Raw genomic sequence first — 15155 nt, 5'->3', positions numbered from 1 at the left:
GAAAAGCACTCCATTTAGGTATATTAAAACAGGATTCATCCTACTATTAGCACTTATGATTGTTACTTCGTATCTTCCGAGTGCAGTATTTTCGAGCAGCTCTGGAAGGGTTTATTATGTTGCCAATTCGGGCGATGATGCGAACCTTGGAACAATTGATGCACCTTGGCGCACGATACAAAAGGCAGCAGACACACTAACCGGTGGTGACACTGTGTATGTTCGAGGCGGTATTTATGAAGAGTTTGTTTCAATTTCTTCTTCTGGCTCAGAGCCTACAGGCTTTATTACATTCCAAGCATTTCCGGGCGAACAGCCCATTGTGGATGGCAGTAAGTTGTCGATTTCTAATGGCGAAAGTGCACTTATCCGCATACGCAATTCAAACTATATCGTTATAGAAGGATTTGAAGTACGTAACCTCTCGTCATCAAGTAGCTCGGAATATCCAGCTGGTATTAGAGTGGATCAAGGTGGGTCTAATATTCATCTGCTTAATAATAATATTCATCAGATTAAAAATTTGTCTCCTGATGGGAACGCTCATGGTATTCATATATACGGAAATACACATCTTCCGCTAACAAATATTAAGGTAGGCGGAAATGAGATTCATCACCTTATTCTTGGTTCCAGTGAGTCGCTTACGGTGAGCGGCAACGTTGACGGATTTTCAGTAGAAAATAATACTGTGCATGACAATAACAACATCGGTATAGATATTGCGGGATTCTATGGTGCTTGTTCAACACCATGCATTGATCAAGCTAGAAACGGTATGGTCAGCGGCAATGTAGTCTATAATATCGATTCATCGGTCAATTCTGCTTATGATGATGGATTTAATAGTGCTCCGGGCATATATGCAGACGGGTCTAATAATGTTGTTATTGAACGTAATCATGTGTACAACAATGATTTCGGAATATCCATTGCAAGTGAGGTCGAAGGGAAAACAACGAGCAACATTACTGTGCAGAGCAACTATATTCATCATAACGATGGCGCTGGTATTATTATGGGTGGATCGGAGGCGTCAAACGGCGGTGCCACAAATAACTTTATTATGAATAATACTTTAATTAAAAATGATACCCTGGGGCAAGGATTTGGTGAAATTGCGCTGCAAGAAAATAACTTCAATAACTCGATTATAAATAATATTTTGTATAGCCTGCCTGGAAATCAACTGTTTAGTAAGTACAACTCAAGCGGCAGCAATAATAAAATTGATTATAACTTATATTACAGAATGGATGGGAAGGATAAAAGCTATTGGGAGTGGGAGGGTCAATCATACTCTAAGTTGGAAGACTTTAGGGCGGCAACGAGTTTTGATGCTCATTCGATTTTCGCTGATCCCAAGCTAGCCGATACTCAAAATGGATCTATCCTACTTAATGATAATTCGCCAGCTATTGATAGAGGTATAGATAATGATGCAATGTATGATTTCTTCGGGTCGTCGCGCAAGCAAGGGGCTGCAGTGGACATCGGAGCATCGGAGTTTAATGGATCATTGAGTGCCACAACACCTCCACCGATACCAACAGAAGTATCACCAGTAACACCGACACCACCGATACCGACAGAAGTATCACCAGTAACACCGACACCACCAATACCAACAGCAGTACCACCAATAACACCGACACCACCGATACCGACAGAAGTACCACCAGTAACACCGACACCACCGATACCGACAGAAGTATCACCAGTAACACCGATACCAACAATTGCACCTACACCACCAACTGGAAGATTCATTATTGACGGTAATTTTACCGATTGGAATGACGTTGATGAATTGACTACAGGCACCTCGAATGTGAAGGCAATAAAAGCTTTAATAACAGATGATGCGTTAAATATTTTAGTTACCGGTCATTTGCTCGGGGAGAAGGGGCAGCTTTATATAAATACAGATGGGAATAGCAAAACAGGTTTTCAAGCACGATATTGGAGTGGAGCGGGAGCAGATTATTTACTGGAGAATGGAATTCTCTACTCTTATAGCGGTAAAGGTGGAACGAATTGGGGTTGGAAGGAAATTCGTTCATACAAGAAATTAGGTAATTTTATTGCAACATCTACAGTAGTCGAAGCTTCCATTTCTTTAGCTGATCTCGGAGGTGTACAGTCGGGAACTGTAGAGCTAGGGTATGTTTGGAAAGATTCGCATGAAAATAGGCTCCCGATGGGTAAAAACCTTCTTCCTGCTCAAGATGAGGAAACTACGGGCCCACATCCTGGTGAGAAACCTATCATCGAAATTGATGGCGAAGAAAGAGATTGGGTTCATGTGGCAAGCTTAAGCTCTAGCATGTCTAACCCTAAAGTAATGCGTGTTACGAATGATGCAGAGTATTTGTATATTCTTATTGAAGGCAGCAAGCTTACTTCTAAAGTTCAACTGTACTTTGATACAGATCAAGATGAACAAACCGGATATAAAACATCCAAATGGGATTCGACGGGAGCAGAATATTTGATCGAGAACGGTCGATTGTATTCCTATACGGGCAAAGGTTCAAACTGGTCTTGGAGGGATAAAAGTAATCTGAAACAGAATAAAGCTTATGCTGGAGGAGATTCGATAATCGAGATGGCGATTCCTCTTTCAATACTAGATTTGAATACTGGTGAAATAGTGAAGCTAGGAGTTATGATTGATGATAATAAAAAGAAACAACTGCCACTTGGCGGCGAACTAGCAGGTTATACGTTGGTTAAATAAAAAACAGGACAAAAGTCGCAGTTAAAGAGCTGCCATTGCTAAAGACAATAACTCGTCATTATGACGGTTATTGTTCAAGGTAATGGTAGTTTTTTTATTTTCTAAAGATATGCAGGTATATTAATCAATCAAATTATGTCGGATTATATCAAAAGCTGAATTGTTCAGTAAATTTTTAGTTTCATATATTATGATGTAAAAGTGTAATAACTAGCCCTATTTTACTATAAATTTCTAAGTTGAATAAAATATAGAACCATTCTATAGGCTTAAATGAGAGGAGTAGATATAGTTTGAAAGTACTAATAACGGGCGGCTACGGATTTATTGGCTCACATGTAGCGGATCGGTTTCAGAAGGAGGGCTATGATGTATTCATTATCGATAATATGTCTTCTGGAAGAAAAGAAAATATTTCCTTCAAACACAAGTCATATGCACTTGATGTGGAGAATTCGAAATGTGAAGAAGTTTTCCGAGCGAACAAATTCGACGTCATCATTCATTTGGCTGCACAAGTAAGTGTTACGGCATCAATTTCTAATCCTAGATTAGATTCGGAATCTAATGTTCTAGGGCTCGTAAATATGCTCAATTTGTCCAAAAAGTACAACGTAAAAAAATTCATTTATGCTTCATCGGCTGCCGTATATGGAATGAAGGCTGAGCTGCCTATTGTTGAAAGTGCGGATTGTTCCCCTATTTCGCCATATGGCATTAGTAAGTGGGTAGGGGAGTCGTATAGTCAGAAGTGGCAGCAATTATATGGGCTTGAAACGATCGGATTTCGGTTTTCAAATGTGTACGGTCCCCGTCAAGATGCGCTTGGTGAAGGCGGCGTAATCTCTATATTTATGAATCGTTTGTTGAATGAACAGTCATTAATTATCCACGGGGATGGCAATCAAACACGTGATTTTATTTATGTTGAGGATGTAGCGGATGCAATCTATCGTTCTTCGTACTCCCAATTATGTGGTGTATATAACTTATCTACCAATACGGAGTGCACGGTCAATGAAGTTGTGGAGGTAATGGGTACTTTTCAACAACTTAAGCCAATTGCTTTTTCCGATAAACGTTCAGGTGATATTGACCGATCTTCGTTAAGTAATGAAAAAATTAAACGCGACCTTGATTGGTCTCCAATGTATTCGATCGAAGAAGGACTTAAACGTACGTATGCTTATTTTTCAACACATAGATCCCAACAGGAATCGGCAGCAGCAACTTCCAATGGGCCATCAACTTTACGTTTAGCATTAAGAAGGGTCATGCCATACGGGGAAAATATGTTGGCATTTGCTTTGACAGCCTGGTTAACGATTGGTCAGCAATATGCTTCCTATGGAGTCATTGATATCAAGTTATTCTACATTACGATTATGGGTATTTTGTACGGTAATCGACAATCCATATTAGCTGTCATCATGTCAATCGGGCTATTCGTGTATCAAAAGCTCGATGATGGACGTGAATTTATTTCATTGCTTTATGATACAGATGTCTTTTTCCAAATTGCGATTTATTTGTTTATTGGACTTGTTGTTGGCTATTCAATCGAACGGAAAAATGCGCAGATCCAAGATAATGAACAGAAGAACGAGGAACTTGAGAGCAAATATGACTTTCTTAGCAGTGTCTATCAAGAAGTTCGTGAAGTTAAGGACGAGCTGCAACTGCGTATTTTAAATTCAGGAGACAGCTACGGCAAAATATATTCGATAACGAAAGAGCTTGAAAGTCTTGAGCCGGAAAATATTTTCACATCAACTGTCCATGTTGTGAAGTCTGTTATGTCTGTTCCAAATGTTTCGATATATACGGTAAGTCGCAGTGGAAGCTATTTACGCTTAGTAGCGCAATCCTCCAACAATACTAATCAAATGGCTAAATCGCTCAAAGTAGATGAGCATCCTTATCTTACATTGGTTATGTCAGAGGGCAAAATGTATGTAAACAAGCAATTGGCTGAAGGCATTCCATTAATGTGTGCGCCAATCTATTACAGGAATGAAATTGCTGCGGTAGTAGCGATCGATGGCTTGTCGTTCGAGAAGTTTTCTTTATATCATCAAAATTTGTTTAAGATAACTGTTGATCTAGTATCCTCAGCATTGTCCAAGGCATTTGCCTATATAGAGGCAACGGAAGGACAACGGTATGTAGACGGCACGCCAATTTTGCAAAGAGAAGCGTTCGAAACGGTATTATCATCAAAAAAACAGGCGTGGGAGAAAAATCAAACGCCATATTTGCTGCTAAAAGGCAATGCTCGCAACATTAGTTTGGAGGAAATCGGCAATAAAATTTCAAACATGCTGCGGGAAACTGATTATACGGGGCTCGACATCGATCAAAATATTATGGTTCTTTTGTCCAATACAAATAAAGAGGATGCAAGTCATGTGCTGGGCAGATTTGCGCAGAGGGGAATCACATTAAGCGTGGTTCAAGAGGGCATATAACATGGTGGCATGGTTGTTTGGCATCTATGTGTTTCTATCAGCAAGTTTGCTTGCGTTGCGATATGGTCGGTCCATTTCTGATTGGTTGCTCAAGCTTGTTATTGTGACCATATTTCCCATTGTAGGATGGTTGTTTCCGATATTTTGGCCAAGAAAATTCTATGTTCATGCAGGAGAGGAATTTCACGATTACATTATGAAGCAACAAGAAGAACATAAAGTACGACATGTAGGTATTTATTCGATGCTTGAGGCAGAAAAAGAACTTAATGTTATTCCAATTGAAGATGCCCTTGTAGTAAGTGAACATCATACAAGACGCAGGGTCATGATAGATGTATTGAAGCAGGATTCTATTCATTACCTAGAAATATTGCAAACTGCTGTCAGCAATGAGGATACAGAAACATCCCATTATGCGGTGAGTGCCATTATGGAAGTAAAGCGCAAGCTGCTTATTGCAATTCAAGATCTGTCTGTTCAGTACGAAAGCCAAAAACATGAGCCATATATGGTACAAACCTATGCTGAGGTATTGAAGGGATTTCTTCGCAGCGGATTTCTTGATGAAAGAACGATAACCAAATATCAATATACATATTTAACTGTTTTGGAGCAGTTCATAACGCTGTCGGATCAATCGGAATGGGCATATCGGGATAAGATAGAGACAGAGCTCGCTTTAGGGTTATACGGAATAGCCGAAGCAACTAGTAGAAGCTATTTGGAGCAGTTTCCACATAGTGAAGAGACGTATCTGTGCCTATTAAAGGTATATTTTGAGACGAGATCAGTCTCGAAGCTTCGACACACATTAGAACAATTGAAGCAATCTCCGATAAAACTGTCGAATCAAGCATTGACGTTGGTCCGATTCTGGTCGGAGGGAGCTTAACATGAAGAGGGATGTAAAGTTTAGGAGAAACGTCTACATCATTATGGTGGCTATTTTGGCACTTGCTATCCTTATTCAGATTGCGAGATCACAGTTTGTACTTCAGTTTAACCATAATGGAGAGTGGCTGGAGGAGCGTCAGATTCTATTGGAACAAAGAAATAAAGGCATTAAACCTGTGACATCACTAAATGTGAACGATGTGTATTGCGTAGTATTTGATTCCAGTGATGAGGCAAGTGTAGAGACAAAAAATCAAGCTATTCAGACGTTAGAATATATGAAGCTTGCTGTTCAGGTAGTCGATTTAGTTGAGAATAAGATTGATTATAGAAGCTGCACTAATGCTTTGCTAACTACGGGGAAACTTGATCTGATGGGTGATCGATTAAGTTTGGAAACGTTCGTACATGACGGAGGATCAGTGTTTTTGATGAGTAAAGTCGAGAATGATGGCAATTTCCATCAACTCTATCGCAAGCTCGGAATTATTGCATTTGAATATGATAATGTGACGAATGGTATTCATCTTACTTCCAATGTTTTAATCGCTGAGAAGGGATTAAAAACGGGAGAAGACTTTATTTTTAACGTTTCTTTGAACGTGGAGCTTGATGATGAAACGGAGCTTTTGGCAGAAAGTTTAGAGGGAATTCCGTTAATGTGGAAGCGCGAATACGGATCGGGACAGTTCATCGTCTTTAATGGAGATATGCTGAAAGTTAAAGGGAATAGAGGGCTTATTGCAGGGGCTGTCGGTTTATTGCAAGAGGATACAATCTACCCTATCTTTAACTCGAAAATTTTCTTTATTGATGACTTCCCTGCACCAATAAAAAAGGGAATAGAGCCGACTATTTATCGTAAGTATGGAATGGATATTCCAACGTTCTACCATAAGATATGGTGGCCGGATATGCTCAAAGTGGCTAATCGCTACTCTGTAAAATATACAGCGGCAGTCATTCAATCTTATACAGATCAAGTAACTCCTCCATTTCTTGCTCCCATTGATGAGGAGCGCCATAATCTCATTGCATACGGCCGCGAAGTACTTAAGAGTGGTGGTGAGATTGGGCTGCATGGCTACAATCATCAATCGCTTCAGACGAATAAAAAAACGGCCAATTATTTAGGTTACAAAATATGGGGCGGTAAGCCTTTTATGGAGCAATCTATACGTGAAGCGGTTAGTTATTTAGGCAGTGCATTCCCTAACTATTCCGTTATGTCGTATGTACCCCCTTCTAATGTTCTCGGGCCAGACGGTCGTGAAGCTTTGAAAGCGGCTTGGCCTAATTTGACCGTAATATCTTCCCTTTACGATACAGATTATAGCAATATGTCTTACGTTCAAGAGTTTGAAGTGGCGGATGACGGCATTATTGAGATGCCAAGAATATCATCGGGATATTTTGAGATTCCACATTATAGATGGATTGAAGCTAATGCGATGACATCTGTAGGTGTATTTTCCCACTTTATTCACCCAGATGATCTATTAGAGGAATCGAGAAGCCACAACAAGCCATGGGACGAGCTATACAAAGAATTTGAAGCTATGTTAGAAAGACTGGATAAAAGTTATCCGTGGCTTAGAAACCAGACATCTACTGAGGCAGCGCTGGACATGGCCAAAACGCTAAATGCTCAAGTGACTATTACAAAACAAAATGATGCGTTTAGTGGCGAGGTTACTAATTATGAATCACCATTATTTTATATTTTACGATCGGAACGTAAAATTACGAAGCAAGACAACTGTACGGTCAAAAAAGTGGATGAAAATGTATATTTGGTAACTGTAACTGACTCCAAATTTACAATTGGATTGGGCGGGTGAACAATGAGAATTTGTATAGTTGCAGAGGGGTCATATCCTTACATAACTGGCGGCGTATCGAGCTGGATACATAATATTATCGCTCAGATGCCAGAACATGAATTTATTATTTATTCAATTGGTGCTCAGAGCAAACAGGCTGGGAAATTTAAATATCAGCTTCCAGTAAATGTTGTTGAAGTTAAAGAAACATTTTTGGATAGCTATCTAGATGAGGAGGGTAAGTGGGGGAGTCGGTTCCGACTTTCTTCGCTACAAAAGCAGAATTTGCAGGCTTTGCTGGGTAGCGGCGAAGACGTTAATTGGAATAATCTCTTTAAATTACTTAGAAGTTCAAACTTTCAAAATGCAGCTGACTTCCTTTCGAGTAAAGACTTTTTCGACATTTTAGAAGAAATTTGCAGCAAGAAATATAAGTTAATTCCGTTCACTGAGATGTTTTGGACCGTTCGCTCTATGATCCTCCCATTATTTCTTACTATACGAAATGATATTCCTGAAGCGGATGTCTATCACAGTGTCTCCACTGGGTATGCGGGAGTTGTAGGTGCTCTTGCAAAACATTTATACAACAAACCATTAATATTGACGGAGCATGGCATTTATTCACGGGAGCGGGAAGAAGAAATCATTAAAGCTGATTGGGTTAAAGGCTATTTCAAAGATATGTGGATTGAATACTTTTATAAGCTCTCCAGTTGTGCCTATCAAGAATCCGATCAGATTATTACATTATTTAATAGAAACAAAGAAATTCAAGTTGAGCTGGGTTGCGATATCAACAAGATCAAGGTTATCCCTAACGGCGTGCACAGCGCAGAATACGTCAACATAGAAACAGTTAATAAAAATGATACTGTCATTCGTATTGGTGCTATTGTACGTGTAGTTCCTATTAAGGACATTAAGACGATGTTGCAGAGCTTTGCGCTTATAAAACGTGAAATACCACAAGCTGAATTCTGCATTATGGGTCCTTATGAAGAGGACGAGCAGTACTATGAGGAATGTTTGCAATTAGTAGAAACATTGTCGTTAGAGGATGTAACTTTCACGGGTTCTATTCAGGTGAAAGAGTATTTGGGCCGGATGGATCTATTAATGCTGACAAGTATCAGTGAAGGACAACCACTTGCGATATTGGAAGGTATGGCGAGTTCTAAGCCATTCGTGTCTACGAATGTTGGAAGCTGTAAGGAACTGCTTGAAGGGATAGAAGATGGTATTGGTCCCGCTGGGTTGATCGCACCAGTCATGCATTACGAAAAACTTGCACTGGCAGCCATTCAACTATGTAAAGATCAACAATTGCGAATGGAGATGGGGCGTAATGCTTTTCTTCGCGTTCAGAAGTATTATCGCCAAAAGGATGTTATTGAAAGCTATCGCGCATTGTATCAATCGTTAGGAGGTGGACAGCAATGGCGGGAATCGGCTTCGAGTTAAGAAAGCTATTTCGAGAGCAAGGACTCATTAATAATGTTAAAGCATATGCTTATTCTTCACTGACAACCGTTGGGCCAATGATCTTATGTATGTTTCTAATCATTGCACTACAACGAATTATGAATAATTACAGTGACAGTTATATTGAATGGGAGCTTTATATTGCAACCGTATCCTATTGTTTCGTATTTTCAATTATTTGCACAAGCGGGATATCCATTGTATTGACCAGATATGTCGCTGATATGATTTATGAAAAGAAATACGATCGACTGATGTCATCCTTTTATGGGGCACTTGTTATCATGCTGCCTCTCTGTGCCATTGTTGCATGGATATTCATTAAGGAAGTCGATGCTGATATAAGCTATAAGTTTGCTGCTTATTTATTTTTTATGGAGCTCATTGTCATTTGGCTGCAGGGTGTGTTTCTATCTGCACTCAAAGATTATATTCGAATCGTACGTGGATTCATTATAGGAACATCAGCTGCACTCGTTAGTGGATGGCTATTATTTTTATTAACCGATCTTAAGGCAACATCAGCAGCATTGTTTGGTATTGATATTGGCTTTTTTATAATCGCAGTATTATCCTTCCACCATTTTGAACAAAAGTTTCCGAGAGCAAATCGTCACTATTTATTTTCGTTTGTTACATACTTCAAAAAATTCAGCTCGTTATTTTTCGCAGGCTGTTTTGTTTATTCTGGCGTTTACTTACACAACTTCGTTTATTGGCTTGGTCCTGATGGAGTGCTGGTAGCGAATCGCTTTTTAGTAATGCCTTATTATGATTTACCTGTGTTTTTTGCTTTTTTATCAGTTATGCCTACACTCGTCACATTTGTAGTATTCGTTGAAACGGCGTTTTATGAAAAGTTTCGCACCTATTATTTGCACATTATTAATGGGGGTACGATTCAGGATATCCGAACAGCAAAGAAAAATATGCAAAATACGTTAGTAAAGCAAATTAGCCTCCTAATGGAGGTTCAACTAATGTTTACGGTTATGGCTATTGCGCTTGGAATTAAGTTTCTTCCAAAGATCGGTTTTACGATGGCCCAGCTTGATTTGTATAACCTACTAGTTCTTTCTTATTTTCTCTTTATTACTATGTTTGTTCTTATTCATGTTCTTATGTATTTTGATGATCGCAAAGGTGTCGTCGCTATCGGTGGATTATTTGTCCTATTAAACATAGTGTTTTCTTATTGGATGATGATGCTTAATTATGACGGACTTGGTATGTTTATTGCTTCATTTATTTCGCTCGGGGTTGTTATAGCTCGATTGCTGTATGTGCTTCGCAATATAGACTACTTTACGTTCTGTTCACAACCACTTAGTCAAAGTAAACAAACGAAGGGCAAATCTTTTTTCACTAAACCAGGAACAGTTGTATCGGTAATTCTGCTTATGACGCTTGTGTTATCAGCTTGTACGGAGACGACTACTAGTAGTTCCAATACGGCTAACATAAAAGAAGTGAAAAACGCACCTCAATTATCAACAACGACTCCATCAACAAAGCTAGTTGAAGACAAGAGATTATATGAACGGGATGATAATGCTTCATTAAAGACCCTGTATGTAACGATACTGCCAAGTAGCAAGGAGGCGAATAGCCCATTAAATTGGTATGGGCTAAATCGTTTACCAAGCCGGGAAGATGAAAGCAAGCTAGGTGTTATTGTACAAGAAGGGTTAAGTGATGGTGTGGGGCCTAAGCAAGGTTATTTTGGCTATGGAACGGATCAAGCAAATGCAACTATAACGATACGAGGTAGAACAGCTTGGACGTTGCCGCAGAAGTCATATCGGATCAAGCTTAACGATGAAGCAGGCTTATGGATGGATCAAAGTACTTTGAATTTGAATAAACATATGCTCGATTTAACTCGGATCAGAAATAAACTAAGCTTTGACTTATTTGAAACGATCCCTAATATGACAAGCTTGCGAACCCAATTTGTACATATGTATGTGAAGGACTTATCAGAAGGCAACAGTAAAGCAGCTTTCGAGGATTACGGGTTATACACCCATGTAGAGCAGCCTAACAAAAGATTTATGAAAACACATATGCTCGATCCGAATGGTTATTTATATAAGGTAACGTTTTTTGAATATAGACGATATCCTGAACTCATCAAATCACATGATGATCCTACTTACGACAAGGATGCTTTTCAAACGATATTAGAGATTAAAGGTAGAGAAGAGCACGATAAGCTTATACGCATGCTTGATGATGTTAACAATATGCGCTTATCGATAAAAGATGTGATGGAGAAGCACTTTGATTTAGATAATTTTTTAACATGGACAGCCTCAAATATACTAATGGACAATATGGACACGGATGCAAACAATTTTTATTTGTATTCCCCATTGAATTCGGATAAATGGTACATATTGCCTTGGGACTACGATGGTGGTTGGGAGCTGCAGCGTCGGAAATCTAGTATTCGTAGTTTCCAAAATGGAATTAGCAACTATTGGGATTCCGTTCTGCATAATCGATATTTCAGAAACCCAGAACATGTGGAGCAGCTAAAAGCGAAAGTAAAAGAACTAAGTGCTAGCATTAACGAAGAAAAAATTTCGGAATTAATCAAACAGTATGAGAAGACGGTAGAACCATTCTTATATAGAGATCCGGACATTCGATTCCTGCCGAATTTGAATACGCAATTTCAAAATGAATTGCAAGTGTTAAGAGAAACACCAAAACGCGGCATGGAAAGATTTTTAGCGGATCTTGAAAATCCAAAACCATTTTATCAACATGATGTTGTTCAAGAAAAAGGAAAAACAATATTAAGTTGGGGACTCTCTTATGATATCCAGGGAGATGATATCGTTTATGACGTAATTTTGGCGAGAGATCCACAACTTCAGAACCTTGTCAAAACAGAAACAAATGTAAAGATGAATAAATTAGAAGTGGAAGGGCTTAAGTCAGGAATTTATTATTGGAGGGTTGTTGCACGAGACAGCCACGGCAACGAGCAAGGTTCATTTAACTACTATCTTGATGTTGAAGATGAAGTTCATTCCAGCATAAGAGAATTAGAGGTGCAATAAATTGGGATTTCAAGGCAGGAAATTTAGAACGGAGCATAAATACTACTTGCACATACATGATTACATGTCCTTGCATCATCGGGTATCTTCCATGCTAATGATGGATCGACATTCTATTAGCAGTGAAGGGTATTGTATTCGAAGCTTGTACTTTGACGGTCCAAATGACAATGCTTTGCACGATAAGAACAATGGCGTATTTATAAGGGAGAAGTATCGTATCCGCACGTATAACGGAAACGATTCTGTAATCTCTGTGGAGCGCAAGAGCAAGTTTGGGGAGTTTGTTTGCAAGGAATCTGCACGTATCAGTAGAGAAGAATATGATGCTATTGTGCAAGGTGATTATAGGTGCTTGGCATATAAGGACTCTCTATTACTTAGGGAGTTCCACTCCGCGCTCGAGCATCGCGGTTTCCGGCCGACGGCCATTGTAGATTACTTACGTGCAGCGTATATTTACGAGTTTGGTAACGTTAGAATAACGTTCGACAAAAAGCTGTCCTCTGGCACCAATACGTTCGATTTGTTTGATCCTAGCTTGGTGCTGGAGGAGGCCATCCCTTCTCCACAGACTATATTAGAAGTGAAATATGATACATTCCTACCCAATCATGTACGAAATATTGTGAGGCCGGATAATCATATTCGTTCTTCTATATCCAAATATGTTATTTGTCGTGAAGTTAACTTGAAACATTATAAAGAATAGAAGGTTTGAGGTGAGATCATGGGAGACACAACTAATTTTCGGGATATTATTAAACAAAGCGTTCTTCATCTTGAGGCATTTCGCAGCGTTTCGTATGTAGATATGATTCTAGGATTATTTAGTTCGTTTATTATAGGGATGTTTATCTATTGGATCTATCGCAAGACATTTCGTGGTGTCGTATACAGCTATAACTATAATGTATCGTTCGTCCTAATGACGATGATAACCGCCCTTATTATTATGACAATTAGTACGAACATCGTTCTTTCGCTTGGTATGGTCGGAGCACTAAGTATTGTGCGGTTTAGAACAGCGGTAAAGGACCCTCTCGATATCGTTTATATGTTCTGGGCAATTTCAGCGGGAATTGCTAGTGGAGCGAAGATGTATCCACTAGCTCTTGGCGGTTCTATTATTATTGGTTTGACGCTAGCGTGGCTATCAAGACGCAAGCTGAAGGAGCAAGCCTATCTCCTAATCGTACGTCATACAGATACAGCCAGTGATGAGCTGCGTGTGCAATTGCGTAAGTTAAATAGTAAGTTGAAGTCCAAGACAGTACGTAAAGATTTCACTGAACTAACGGTTGAGATTATGCTGCGTGACGACAATACAGCATTTGTTCAGACCATTAGCGAAATTGACGGTGTGCATGATGCATCGCTCATTAACTATTCAGGGGACTATGCGCAATAACATAGTTAGTCAAATTGAATATGCACAAACATTAAGATCTTAGCTGATTCTACGGAGTTCAGTGAAGGTCTTTTCTTTTTTGTAGAAAAAGACGGATAGGAAGCTAATTGATGCAATCAGGATTTGTCGACCTCTCAGCTTAAAACAGGGATGCTCCAATGAGCATCCCTGTAAATTATCTAACTTCGGAATATAATACTATCGAAGATCTTTCGCTAATTTTATTCCTTAATCGTTTTATCCCACGCCTCTACAAGACGTTCACGGTTTTTGCCTGCCCAATCAAGATCATAGTCGATTAGCTTCGTATCTTTGAATGGAACTGCTTCCTCAGGCATCTTTGCATCCGGATTCGTCAAGAACTGGAACGAGCCATGTTGTTGACCAATTTCTTGAACTTCTTTTGTTAGTGCCCAATCAACGAAAATTTGAGCTGCTTTCATCTCTGGTCCACCTTTGATGATAGAGACAGCCCCAACTTCAAAGCCAGTACCGTCAGTTGGGGTAGATAGCTCGACGTTTGCAAAGCCTTCCTTCTGTAGACGAATCCCGTTATGGATAAATGTGATGCCGATTGCGGCTTCACCAAGTGCTGCTGACTTAGCAGGAGCTGATCCGGATTTTGTGTATTGTTTAATTTGTTTATCTAGCTGCTTCATATACGCAAGACCTGCTTCTTCGCCTCTAAGTTTAATTAATGTATACAGCAGGGCGTAAGCAGTTCCTGATGAACCAGGGTTAGCTACAATAATTTGTCCTTTAAATTCTGGTTTAAGAAGGTCATCCCATGATTTCGGTATTTCTACGTTGCGCTCCTTCAAGTAACGGCCGTCAACGACAAAGCCGAGGTAACCTTGGTAAATACCTGTCCAATAACCTTCATCATCCTTGAAGTTAGGTGCGATGTTTTCTGCGTTTTTGGATTTGTACGGCTCTAGCAAGTTTTCTTCCTTCGCTGCAATCATGGAGTCGGCAGGGCCGCCATACCATACGCTTGCTTTCGGATTGTCCTTTTCTGCGCGTATACGACCTAAGATCTCACCGCCACTCATCCGGACGAATTCTACTTTTATGCCAGTGTCCTTCTCGAATTGCTTCGCAATTTGCAAAGCTTGTTCTTCGACTACCCCGATATACATCGTTAAACTTTTCGGCGTATCGTCGGCGGCACTCTTCTTGCCTCCACAGCCTGTCAGCAGGAGTGACGTGACTAATGTTACTGCGATTACCGCTTTAAACGTTGACCATCCCTTCATCTTG

Annotated in this window: 9 protein-coding genes; 8 read left to right on the top strand and 1 reads right to left on the bottom strand. The window is 39.7% G+C overall.

Features of this window, described 5'->3' with window-relative positions:
• Positions 1 to 55: 55 nt before the first annotated feature.
• From MFF31_RS07560 to MFF31_RS07525, 8 genes are all read left to right on the top strand, one after another.
• A complete protein-coding gene (locus tag MFF31_RS07560) occupies positions 56 to 2740 on the top strand; it encodes a right-handed parallel beta-helix repeat-containing protein (RefSeq protein WP_248565423.1) in 2685 nt (894 codons plus the stop codon).
• 293 nt (positions 2741 to 3033) lie between these two features.
• The gene (locus tag MFF31_RS07555) at positions 3034 to 5208 is read left to right on the top strand and encodes an NAD-dependent epimerase/dehydratase family protein (RefSeq protein WP_238187438.1); all 2175 of its coding nucleotides are present in this window, start codon (positions 3034 to 3036) and stop codon (positions 5206 to 5208) included.
• A 1-nt stretch (position 5209) separates the two neighbouring features.
• Positions 5210 to 6103, top strand: coding sequence for a hypothetical protein (locus MFF31_RS07550; RefSeq protein WP_238187437.1), 894 nt, complete (start codon positions 5210 to 5212; stop codon positions 6101 to 6103).
• A 1-nt stretch (position 6104) separates the two neighbouring features.
• Positions 6105 to 7946, top strand: a complete 1842-nt coding sequence (locus MFF31_RS07545) for a DUF2194 domain-containing protein (protein WP_238187436.1) — start codon at positions 6105 to 6107, stop codon at positions 7944 to 7946.
• 3 nt (positions 7947 to 7949) lie between these two features.
• Positions 7950 to 9392, top strand: a complete 1443-nt coding sequence (gene pelF / locus MFF31_RS07540) for a GT4 family glycosyltransferase PelF (RefSeq protein WP_238187435.1) — start codon at positions 7950 to 7952, stop codon at positions 9390 to 9392.
• A complete protein-coding gene (gene pelG, locus MFF31_RS07535; RefSeq protein WP_238187434.1) occupies positions 9368 to 12484 on the top strand; it encodes an exopolysaccharide Pel transporter PelG in 3117 nt (1038 codons plus the stop codon). The genes pelF and pelG overlap by 25 nt, the downstream gene beginning before the upstream one ends.
• A gap of 1 nt (position 12485) precedes the next feature.
• Complete coding sequence (locus tag MFF31_RS07530) at positions 12486 to 13196, top strand: polyphosphate polymerase domain-containing protein (protein ID WP_238187433.1); 711 nt, start codon at positions 12486 to 12488, stop codon at positions 13194 to 13196.
• An 18-nt stretch (positions 13197 to 13214) separates the two neighbouring features.
• Positions 13215 to 13895 (top strand): DUF4956 domain-containing protein, encoded by a 681-nt coding sequence (locus tag MFF31_RS07525; protein ID WP_238187432.1) that lies wholly within the window; start codon positions 13215 to 13217, stop codon positions 13893 to 13895.
• 221 nt (positions 13896 to 14116) lie between these two features.
• Here the strand turns inward: MFF31_RS07525 and MFF31_RS07520 are convergent, their stop codons facing one another.
• Positions 14117 to 15151 carry an ABC transporter substrate-binding protein gene (locus tag MFF31_RS07520; protein WP_238187431.1) on the bottom strand — a complete coding sequence of 345 codons (1035 nt, stop codon included), beginning with the start codon at positions 15149 to 15151 and terminating at the stop codon, positions 14117 to 14119.
• Positions 15152 to 15155: the final 4 nt, after the last annotated feature.

Source organism: Paenibacillus sp. L3-i20, from assembly GCF_022180385.2.
GTDB lineage: Bacteria > Bacillota > Bacilli > Paenibacillales > Paenibacillaceae > Pristimantibacillus.
Note: the sequence above shows the minus strand (reverse complement) of the source record. Positions and strands in the feature narration are given on the sequence as shown.

Excerpts from the sequence above, each read along its gene's own strand:
- MFF31_RS07545 (WP_238187436.1), top strand. The coding sequence starts at position 6,105 with ATGAAGAGGGATGTAAAGTTTAGGAGAAACGTCTACATCATTATGGTG.
- MFF31_RS07525 (WP_238187432.1), top strand. The coding sequence starts at position 13,215 with ATGGGAGACACAACTAATTTTCGGGATATTATTAAACAAAGCGTTCTT.
- MFF31_RS07560 (WP_248565423.1), top strand. The coding sequence starts at position 56 with ATGATTGTTACTTCGTATCTTCCGAGTGCAGTATTTTCGAGCAGCTCT.
- MFF31_RS07550 (WP_238187437.1), top strand. The coding sequence starts at position 5,210 with ATGGTGGCATGGTTGTTTGGCATCTATGTGTTTCTATCAGCAAGTTTG.
- pelF (WP_238187435.1), top strand. The coding sequence starts at position 7,950 with ATGAGAATTTGTATAGTTGCAGAGGGGTCATATCCTTACATAACTGGC.
- MFF31_RS07520 (WP_238187431.1), bottom strand. The coding sequence starts at position 15,151 with ATGAAGGGATGGTCAACGTTTAAAGCGGTAATCGCAGTAACATTAGTC.
- pelG (WP_238187434.1), top strand. The coding sequence starts at position 9,368 with ATGGCGGGAATCGGCTTCGAGTTAAGAAAGCTATTTCGAGAGCAAGGA.